Source organism: Deltaproteobacteria bacterium, assembly GCA_016874775.1.
Taxonomy (GTDB): domain Bacteria; phylum Desulfobacterota; class Binatia; order Bin18; family Bin18; genus VGTJ01.
Map to the genome: position 1 here is coordinate 1 of VGTJ01000206.1, position 9726 is coordinate 9726.

Sequence of the window (9726 nt, forward strand, 5' to 3'; positions counted from 1 at the left end):
GTCGCCCGCGTTCATCCAGCTCTTCGACCAGACTTCGATACTTAGACCGAAGCCAGCACACAATGGTCTCGTCTCTCATCCCTGCTCTTGTGCAGAGGCTCTCCACTCCGGTCAATCACTATTGCGGTAAGTTGTTTCCTGCCACCGCCTTAGCCGCCCGAGCGCCGCCATGCGTTCGGCACGGATGAGATTGTCCTGGCTTCGTTGTAAATCCTGATACGCTTGTTCAAGCCGTGCTAACGAACTGTGAAGTTCAGTATTGCTCTGCGCGAGCTCTTGGGTGCGCTCAGCGACTTTTTGCTCCAGACTGGTATTCAATGTTTGAATTTCTTGATAGGCAAGGGCATTGGCAACTGACAACGCACCTTGATTGGCAAGAGCAATAAGAAAATCCCGATCCGCGACTGAGAAGAATCCGCCGGATTCTTTCCGCCCAAGCGCAATGACGCCTATGACTTCGTCTTTGAAACTCATGGGCACCAGCATCTGGAGTTGGTGGCGTTCGAGGAAGTTTCGCTGATCCTGTGCATCGGGAGTCTCGGTACACTCCAGGGGACGATCATATATAGTGAGTACACGGCTTTGTTGCCGTGCCATACTGACGAGAGAGACGGTTCGGGGAAGAGGTCGGAATTCTCCTTCGCGCGGGTACACTGGAACATATTGGCTGCGATCCGAGGTCGGCAGAAAAATGCTGCCGTGCTGGACACCAAGGGTGTCACGAATGGTGTTCCACAATAGGGGCAGAATCTGGCCGAAGGACAAGGTCGAAACCAGCACACTTCCGGTTTGCTCAAGAACTTTCTGAGGATGATAGCGTAAGCGAAAAAACAGGCGGTCGAGCACGCTTTGTAGCTGTTCTTTGAGGGGATTGAGGAGCAGCACGACGGCAATGGCAAAGCCAAGTGGGAACAAGGGGGAGCGTGTCAGATCAGAGGCGTGGAGAAGCAGATTCAGCACGGCAAGGAGCGCGATGTATGCAAGCGTCAGAATAGTGGTCAACGCCAGGTAGTAAGCTGCACGTTTGATCAGGGCATCAATATCGAACAAGTCGTGCTTGACGATGGCGTACCCAAGGCTCATTGGGAAGAGAAATCCGGTAAACGCCATGTAATTGACCGGAACCTCTCCACCGGTGATGCCCGAGGAGAACAACAATATCACTGGGAGTCCATAGCCGCTGAGGAACCCCAGACAGATCACCCGAACGCGCTGCCGCACCAATTAGGACGTTGTGGTCCAATAGTCCCATAGCACACTTCCTAGCAGCGCTGCTCCAGCGACGCCAACATACACCATGCACAAGCTGTAAATAAACGAATACGTTGTCGGGTGATACAGAAAGAGTTGATACGCGACGACCAGGGCTGCCGCGATGATATACGGAATACTGATGCAGACGCTCCGAAAGCGACGGAGACGGTCAGTGGGAAAAACCAGAGCAAGGTGGACATACGCTGCCGGAAAGAGTGCTTCCGCCGCAATATGCAGGCGAAAAAACCAGTGGGGGCCATACAGATCTGCGCCTGTGATCCCAAAGACTCCCGTCGTAAAACCCGCGACACATAACGCCCGACTCGCGGCGTTGGTTGGCTGGAGAAACCACACGGCGATGCCGGTCAAGGCAATACTCAGCCCGGTAAACAGGTACGCAAGAAAGAGCAGACTATAGTCTCTCACTGTGAAGACTTGCGAGGGAAGCGAGACCTCGGTGTGATGCTCACCCTTGACTAGGCTGTACGTAAGCGGTGTGCCTGGTGGGAGTGTGGCGACTGTCGTGTAAACATCTGCAGTCGTGGTCACTGGTTGCCCATTCACTGCGACGATTTGGTGGTGATAGACATCTTGGCGGGGAGCGATAGACCAGTGGGGCAAACTCACTGCGGCGATTACACGGTTGGCGAGAATGACAAATCCGGGGAACGTGCCACCAACCCAGCGTACACTGGTCATGGCACAGACTATTGCAAGCCCCAGGATAATGGCGGCGAGGGCGACTGCACAGCGCTTCTGCCATGGATGATGCGTTGTGGTGGTCATGGTCGTTTCTCCTGTCGATACCGTGACCGGACCGGCCACAGCAACGTTGCCAGTGCAACGCCAGCACTCAGCCAGACAAACCAATCGCCGTAGTGCGTATATATGGTCTTTGTATCGTGAGGCGCCACGTTGCCGATGAGGACGCCTTCGTGCGCAGCGGACTCCTGGGATGGGCGTCCGCTTGGATCAACAAATCCGGAAATCCCTTGAGTGGCGACATGGACCAGGACACGGCGATTTTCCACCGCGCGGAACACAGCCAGGGCGAAGTGTTGGGTTGCAGCAACCTCACCACCAGCGTTGAGCCAGGTATCATTGGCGATGTTGACGAGAAACTGTGCGCCGTTGAGCACCAGGTCGCGTGCGAGGTACGGGTACGTGACCTCATAACAGATCATCACACCAAACACGTTGTTAGCGAGCGGGAAAACTGTCGATCGGGTTCCGGGGGTAAACTCGCTTGGCGCCTCGGCAGTATGGTTCGTGAAGGTTGGGAGGAACGGCAAGCTGTACTCCGCAAACGGCACAAGCTGTTTCTTGTCATAGACATCGACTAGCGCCCCGCCCGGAGCGAGCAAGTACGCAGAGTTATAGAAGTGCTGTACGCCGTCCTGTATCTGCGTACGCGGCGCGCCGAGCAGGAGAAAGGTGTTGAGTTCTTTGGTGAACCAATTCAACTGGGCGCGGAGACGTGGTTCTTGGTCGAGATGAAAACCAAGCGCGAACTCGGGCCAGATCACCGGTGCGGGTTGAACGGTACCAAGGTGGCGGCGGGTAAGCGAGAGATAGGTCAGGAGGGTACTCCCATAATACATGCGCTGCCAGCGTTGTTCCCCAGGGACATCCCCACGTACCAGGGCGACCGCTAGCGGAGCCTCTGATGGGGGGACCATGTAATGCCGCAGTTTCTGCACTCCATACCAGAGTGAGCAGAGAAACGTGACAGTGAAAGCGACCAGTGGTATCCAGGGAAAAGAAACTCTTGGTGATGTATCTCCCTGCTTTCGATAATACCCCGACGCTAGAATACCCTCTGTTACAATATCACTGCTGAGGGCGAGCAAAAACGAAAGTCCATAGACGCCGGTGATGTCTGCGATCTGAATGAACGAGAGTTGCTGGTACTGCGTATACCCCAACACACCCCATGAGAACCCGGTCACGAGTGTGGAGCGAACATACTCGCCACACACCCATAATGCCGGTACCGCAGACCACCGCAGCCACGTTGGGACGGTCCCCTGGGCAAAGGATCGTAACAGCATACACATCAAGGCAGAGACGATCCCCATGTACAGGCCACCAAAACACACATAGCTCAGGAACGTACAGATGACGTCAAGCGGAAAGGGTAGCGAGAAGTACGCTGCGATGGCGAAATGCACCCAGGCGGTGACACCGATACAAGCGAAGACGCCAAACAGTAAGCCAGCGACAAAGCCGGCTCGTGGAGATTTGCCGCGCAATACGAGGAACAACGGCGTGAGAGTGACCCACGCGGCGACGGACCATGCGTAGGGCGGATAGGCGAGGGTGTAGAGGCTTGCACCAACCACGAGCAGGAGAATATCTCTGAGACTGATGAGACGAGCTTTTGTCATTGCAAAGGACTGACACCGTCTTCTGTACGAAAACGACCAGAGCAGCGGTACAGATGATTCTACAGGTTTCACCATGTCACTCTTGTCGATCAACAAGCGACCGGCGCTCTGATTCCGCTCTAGTGGTCTCGCAGGACTGTATGTCATCGAGCAGGCAGCGGCAGTCAGCCAGGATAAAGTGGAGACGCATACATATTTCGTGCAGCGTCGTGTACAACTTCATGGCACGGTGCTGTTCTTGGGTGAGCTTTTTGGCGAGCGTTGCGTTTCTGCCGATGGTTTTGATCCATAAGAGCAACCGATCCGGACCATCTATCTTGTTGTGATACCCTTGGATATTTAGGCCCTGTAACATCTCACGCGGGGTTTCTTCGCCTGCGTAGCCAGTCTGCAAGAGAATGTGCACGTTCGCGTCACGTTTGCGTATTTCCTGGATCAGCCGTGCACTATTCATACGCGGCATAAGATAATCCAGGATGACCAGATCAATGTGTTCCGGGTCGAACAGGGCAAGGGCCTCGGTTCCCGTGTTGGCCGTGCGCACCTGATAGCCTTCACTTTCCAACAGTAAGCGGGTAGAGACGCGAGTTTCCTCTTGGTCGTCGACGACTAAAATCGTGTAGTCGCCTGGTCTTACCACATCATCAAAGCTGGATAGAGTTGATGGTAGCGGTGCAGGAGCCGGATCGGCATTCGCTTTCATAGTCGTTGGTTTACCCTTCGCGCGGTACGTACTAGATCAATCATCGTCGCCATCGTCATCATCATCATCGTCAGAGACCATTTCGGCTGGCTGCTCGACTTCCCAGGCACCAGTGCCGTCACCTAAGAGACTCTGCCCATCAAGTTGAGAGGACAGCGATCCAGGCTGGGGCAAAGCCCCATCGGGCAGCTTAGCCGCAATGGCGAAAATCAGCGTCGAGTAATCAACGTGGGGAGTTCCATCCCGATGCCAGTTAGGGTCGACAGGATCGACTTCTTTCGCGCCACCAGGCAAGTGTGAGGCGCAGTATTCAGCAAACGAGTGGCGAAAGTAATAGAGTGTATCACTCGTAGTTCCTTGTTGCGGGACAACGGCAAAATGTGCGGCATTCGGGGCGTGCAAGGTATCGATATAAAACCCCTGCGCGTTGATGATGATAATGTGCTGGACGCGTAAGGGGGTGTTGGCAAGTGTAGCTTGAAATGAGATAGCTTTGCATACTTCGCCGAGTCCACCGACACTCATATAAACCGTTCCATCGATTCCCACTGCCGTGGTATAGTTTGACATCTCATATTCCTTATTTTGCTCGGAGATGAGGAGCGGCTTGGCAACGACGGTAAAGACGGAATCCGGCACGATCAATTCTCCATTTGTTGAGGAGAGCGCAATTTGTGTGGGTCCGACCGGCATCTCCGGAAGGGTGACGTTCATTTGTGGGCTGAAGGTCGTTCCACTCGGGTCCGTAAGATCCCGTTTCTGGATAACCGTCGCAGTGGCACTGGCAACAGTCGTTCCCTGTTGTTGAAAATTGATGGTCCAGGTTTGCCCGACCTGTAGGTTGCTGTCGGAAAACGTCACCGGCATGCCAGGAAACGCGGCGTGTGGGATGACGATGGCTGGTGCCGGTGGTGGTTTGTCACAGCCACAGCCCGCCCATGAGCCTGTCGGTAGGATTAGTGACCAGATGTTTGCCAACAGGGCGACGATGAAGAGAGGTGCAGGCATGAAGACTCCTTTATGGTGTAGCGCATCAGGCGCGAGCTACAAGGGGTATTGTATGCCGTGTGATGGCAAAGGTTGCAGCGAGAAACTTGACAGTTACGATCAGAAAAACCTGGAATTGCGCCTCAGAAATTTTCTGATCACATCGTGTTCACCACGTTCCAGTCGTGATTCCATGATGGAGTGCAAAACGCACTAAATCTGCTGTCGTTTGTAAATCGAGCTTGTCCAGCACCTTGGCGCGATAAGTGTCGATCGTTTTCACACTGAGGTGGAGTTCTTTGGCGATGTCGCGACAGCGCGCGCCTTCAGCTAAACGCTTGAGGACTTGCAGTTCGCGGTCAGTGAGGGACTCAAGCGGTGACTGGACAGGCTCGTGGCGAACATAGCGAAGCGACAGATCTTGCGCGAATGCTGGAGGAAGATACGAACCACCGGCTGCGATCGCGCGGATGGCTGTGACCACCTCATCGCTTGGCGCTTCCTTGCTGAGGAATCCTTGTGCCCCGGCTTGCATCAAGCGCATGGCATATTCTGCAGTGGCATGCATCGTCAGAATAAGCACTTTTGTCGGGCTTTTTTCATATAGAATACCCTTTGTGACATCGAGTCCATCCATATCAGGCATGGACAAATCCATCACTGCAACCTGCGGCTGGAACTGACGAACGAGACGTATCCCTTCCTTCCCACCACCGGCTTCTCCCACTACCTGCATATCCGGGCAGTCGCTCAATAAACGCCGCAGGCCATGACGAATGATGGTGTGATCGTCAATTAACAGTACAGTAATCATCTGTGTCTCCGGTAGTTGAGAGGGGGACGGTGAGGAGCAACGTGGTTCCGGTCCCAGACTTGGAAGAGATTTGTAGGGTCCCGCCGATCAACTGGGCCCGCTCGTGCATGCCGATTAAGCCGAGCCCTTGGCCTTGTATCGCGTGTTCGACAACAAAACCTTTGCCGTTATCGTCAATGGCGATCCAACAGACCTCGTGCCTATACCATAGCTTGACCGTCACTTCCGTTGCTGCAGCATGACGGATCACGTTGTTCAATGCTTCTTGGACGATGCGATACACGTTGATCGCTGATTCCTTCGCAAATGTAGGTAATGTGTTTTCCTCGTTGAGGAATTGTATTGCCATGCCACTGCGACGTGCACAGTCGGTGACATAGTCACGTATGGCAGTGGTCAACCCCAAGCGACTTAACGTCATAGGCCGTAGTGAAGCCGAGAGAGTGCGAGTCACCCCTGTGGCGGTCTGTATGGACTTCACCGCTTCTCGCAAGCGGTCTTGCAACTCTTGCTGTGTCGCGAGGCAGGCGCGCTGTGCCCATTCCACATCCATCTTGGCGGCGGTCAACAGTTGTCCCAAATGATCGTGGAGTTCGCGCCCGAGATCCTCGCGTTCGATTTCTTGGACGTGAAATAAGCGCGCGGCCAGGCGGCGAAGTTGCGTGCGGGAGAGCTGTACTTGCTGTTCTGCCGTCCGCATCCTGTGGAGTTGGCCGGCGGCTTTCAACGCAACGTCTACCCATAATAGGAGGCGCTCTGGGCCATCTAACTTATCGTGATAGCCTTGAATGTCCAGCAGTCGTAACATCTCACGCGGAGGCTTTTCGCCGGAATAGCCGGTCTGCAGAAGCATTTGCACATCGCTGTCACGCGCGCGAATTTCCTGGACGACGTGCTCGCCTGTCATGCGTGGCATGAAGTAGTCGACGATCACGAGCTGCACCGCTCCTGGACGAAAGAGTACCAGGGCCTCGTGCCCGCCCAGCGCGGTCAGGACGCGATACCCTTCTTGTTCCAGGAGGAGACGCGTTGAGATCAGGGCTTCTTCTTGATCATCGATGACTAAGATCGTGGGCACGTCAGCAAGCGGGCGAGAAGATGTTGAGGCCGTGAGCAGCGCGCGCTCTTGTTCAGTGAGCAAGCCGCGAATGAGATGCGCGATCTCGGGAAGGGGCGTAAGTTTGTGGAGAAACGCATCGACCCCACGACGCCGCGCTTCGGTTTCGACGGCAGCGGATGCGTACGCCGTCAACATCACTGTCCGTGTCGTCGCACAGTGCGAGCGGATGTACTCCACCAGAGTGAGCCCTTCGCTGCTTTCCACCCCGCTGAGTCGTAAATCTGTGATCACTACAGTGTAGCGATAGAGCGCCAAGGCTGCTTTTGCCTCCTGCAGACCTTTGGCGCAGTCAACTTCGTAGCCTTCGGCTTGGAAGTATTCTCGCATGGCGAACAGAATGGTGTCCTCATCGTCAACCAAGAGAATATTGAGCGGCATAACTCAACCGTCCGTCGCAAAGAGTGTACCGCCAGACCTCTACCTCCGAGGGGTGACAAAACTGTTGTAATGATAGGACTTGGGTGATGTTGTAGGGCGGAAGGACAGAACGCGAGTCTGAAAACTAGACGGGTTTCTAGATTCTAGACACGGAGATCTGGTACTTCTTGATTTTCTGATAGAGCGTACTGCGAGGAATCCCCAAGCGATGCGCAGCCCGCTCGACATGCCCTTGTTCTTCTTGCAGGACCCGGGCGATATGACGTTGTTCGAGTTCGTCGAGGCTCAAGCACGTATCGTAACTGTCAGTATCTTCCCCTGAGAGCACATCAAAGCGAAGGTCGGCACGACTAATCGTGGGCTGATCGCTGAGGAGCACGGCGCGTTCCCAGACATTGCGGAGTTCGCGTATATTGCCGGGCCAGGTGTACGCCTGAAGGGCCTGTTCGCCATCAGGTGTGAGCGAGAGAACGTCGCGTCCCATTTCGGCGGCGGAGCGGGCGAGCAGATGGCGAGCCAGGAGGGGAATATCTTCACGCCGCTCGCGTAGTGGTGGCATGAACAACGGGATGGCACTGATACGGAAGTACAAATCATTACGAAAGGTCTTTTCGCGTATGCGTTCGGCCAGGTTTTGATGGGTCGCGGCGATCAGGCGGATGTCGAGCGGTCGACCGCGGACATCGCCGAGGCGACGAAAGCTGTTTTCCTCCAGGACTTTGAGTAGCTTTGGTTGCACCTGCACGTCCATATCGCCGATCTCATCGAGAAACACGGTGCCACGGTGGGCAATCTCCAACAAGCCAGGCTTGGTGGTCGTTGCCCCGGTAAATGCGCCTTTCTCATGGCCGAACAATTCGCTGTCTAACAGCTCACGCGACAGTCCTGCACAGTTGACATCGACAAAGGCTTCATCGGCACGCGGACCATGACCATGCAACCAGCGGGCGAGCACGCCTTTACCGGTCCCGGTCTCTCCGTGAATGAGCACTGGGCTTTCAGAGGTGAGAATCTTATGGGCTTGCGCTGCGACCTCTTGAATGATCGGACTGACACCGAGAAACGGATCGACCACTTTACGGGTGTGGCGAGACGAGTGCACAAGTTGTTTGCGGCGGATGCGTTGTTCTTCTAACAGACGCTGTACCACGATGTCCAGCGTGGACAGGTCGACAGGCTTGGTGAGGAACTGATCGGCACCTTCCTTGATGGCGCGGACAGCGAGATCGATGGTGCCGTGGCCGGTAAGAATCAGGGTAGGGGTGTTGGCCTCAATGCGTTTGAGCAGTGGCAGCAGTTCCAGTGCATCGCCATCAGGCAATAAATAGTCAAGCACCGCAACATCAGGGAGAGACGTGCGAAACACTTCGAGTGCTTGTTTGCAGGTCTCCGCCTCGAAGACGTCATAACCCTTGGTTTCGAGGAAGTTGCGGATACCGAAGCGAATGCCTTCTTCATCGTCGACGAGTAGGACTTTGACCTTAGCCACAGCATGCCCTTTAAAGAAGTCGCTCGCCCCCCGATACTGGCAGGCGAACGGTTATGGCTGCCCCTCCTGCCGGGCGATTCTCTGCGGTGATGGTGCCACCATGTTCTGTAATAATCTTCTGCACGATTGCCAACCCTAATCCTGTACCACCACGACGTCGAGAAAAAAACGGCTCGAAGATGCGCGGGAGATCCTCGGCTTGAAATCCCGGACCTTCGTCAGCAACGACGTACTCAATCCACGCTGAGGAATCCGCGGTATCAGTTGTCTCTGTGAGCACTGTTCCTCCCGGCGGCGAATATTGAATGGCATTCTGGATTAGATTCTCAAAGACCTGTTGCATACGTTGTCGATCGATACGCACGCACTCCCCGTTACCATTGCTCCGATGCTGCAGTCGCACGTGCGCTGACTGCGCAAGTGGCAGGCATGACTGGAGCGCTAAGGCGGTGGCAGGAAACAACTTACCGCAATAGTGATTGACCGGAGTGGAGAGCCTCTGCACAAGAGCAGGGATGAGAGACGAGACCATTGTGTGCTGGCTTCGGTCTAAGTATCGAAGTCTGGTCGAAGAGCTGGATGAACGCGGGCGAC

The 9726-nt window shown here is 55.0% G+C and carries 9 protein-coding genes; all 9 read right to left on the minus strand.

Translation table 11 applies throughout. The features are described 5' to 3' along the window. Nucleotides 1-111 precede the first annotated feature (111 nt). Nucleotides 112-1221: a GAF domain-containing protein gene (locus tag FJ147_24690; protein ID MBM4259084.1), complete on the minus strand. Its 1110-nt coding sequence runs from the start codon at nucleotides 1219-1221 to the stop codon at nucleotides 112-114. Between the two features lie 3 nt (nucleotides 1222-1224). Next, nucleotides 1225-2040, minus strand: a complete 816-nt coding sequence (locus FJ147_24695) for a hypothetical protein (GenBank protein MBM4259085.1) — start codon at nucleotides 2038-2040, stop codon at nucleotides 1225-1227. After that, nucleotides 2037-3788, minus strand: coding sequence for an apolipoprotein N-acyltransferase (gene lnt, locus FJ147_24700; GenBank protein MBM4259086.1), 1752 nt, complete (start codon nucleotides 3786-3788; stop codon nucleotides 2037-2039). The genes FJ147_24695 and lnt overlap by 4 nt, the downstream gene beginning before the upstream one ends. Further along, nucleotides 3718-4344: a response regulator gene (locus tag FJ147_24705; protein MBM4259087.1), complete on the minus strand. Its 627-nt coding sequence runs from the start codon at nucleotides 4342-4344 to the stop codon at nucleotides 3718-3720. Before FJ147_24705 ends, lnt begins: the two co-directional genes overlap by 71 nt. 36 nt (nucleotides 4345-4380) lie before the next feature. Then, nucleotides 4381-5352: a hypothetical protein gene (locus tag FJ147_24710; protein MBM4259088.1), complete on the minus strand. Its 972-nt coding sequence runs from the start codon at nucleotides 5350-5352 to the stop codon at nucleotides 4381-4383. Between the two features lie 148 nt (nucleotides 5353-5500). Then, entirely contained in the window at nucleotides 5501-6145 is a 645-nt protein-coding gene (locus FJ147_24715) for a response regulator transcription factor (protein ID MBM4259089.1), read from the minus strand. Beyond that, nucleotides 6123-7643 (minus strand): response regulator, encoded by a 1521-nt coding sequence (locus FJ147_24720; protein MBM4259090.1) that lies wholly within the window; start codon nucleotides 7641-7643, stop codon nucleotides 6123-6125. Before FJ147_24720 ends, FJ147_24715 begins: the two co-directional genes overlap by 23 nt. A gap of 136 nt (nucleotides 7644-7779) precedes the next feature. After that, nucleotides 7780-9132, minus strand: coding sequence for a sigma-54-dependent Fis family transcriptional regulator (locus tag FJ147_24725; GenBank protein ID MBM4259091.1), 1353 nt, complete (start codon nucleotides 9130-9132; stop codon nucleotides 7780-7782). Between the two features lie 10 nt (nucleotides 9133-9142). Continuing rightward, nucleotides 9143-9664: an ATP-binding protein gene (locus tag FJ147_24730; GenBank protein MBM4259092.1), complete on the minus strand. Its 522-nt coding sequence runs from the start codon at nucleotides 9662-9664 to the stop codon at nucleotides 9143-9145. Between the last annotated feature and the right edge of the window lie 62 nt (nucleotides 9665-9726).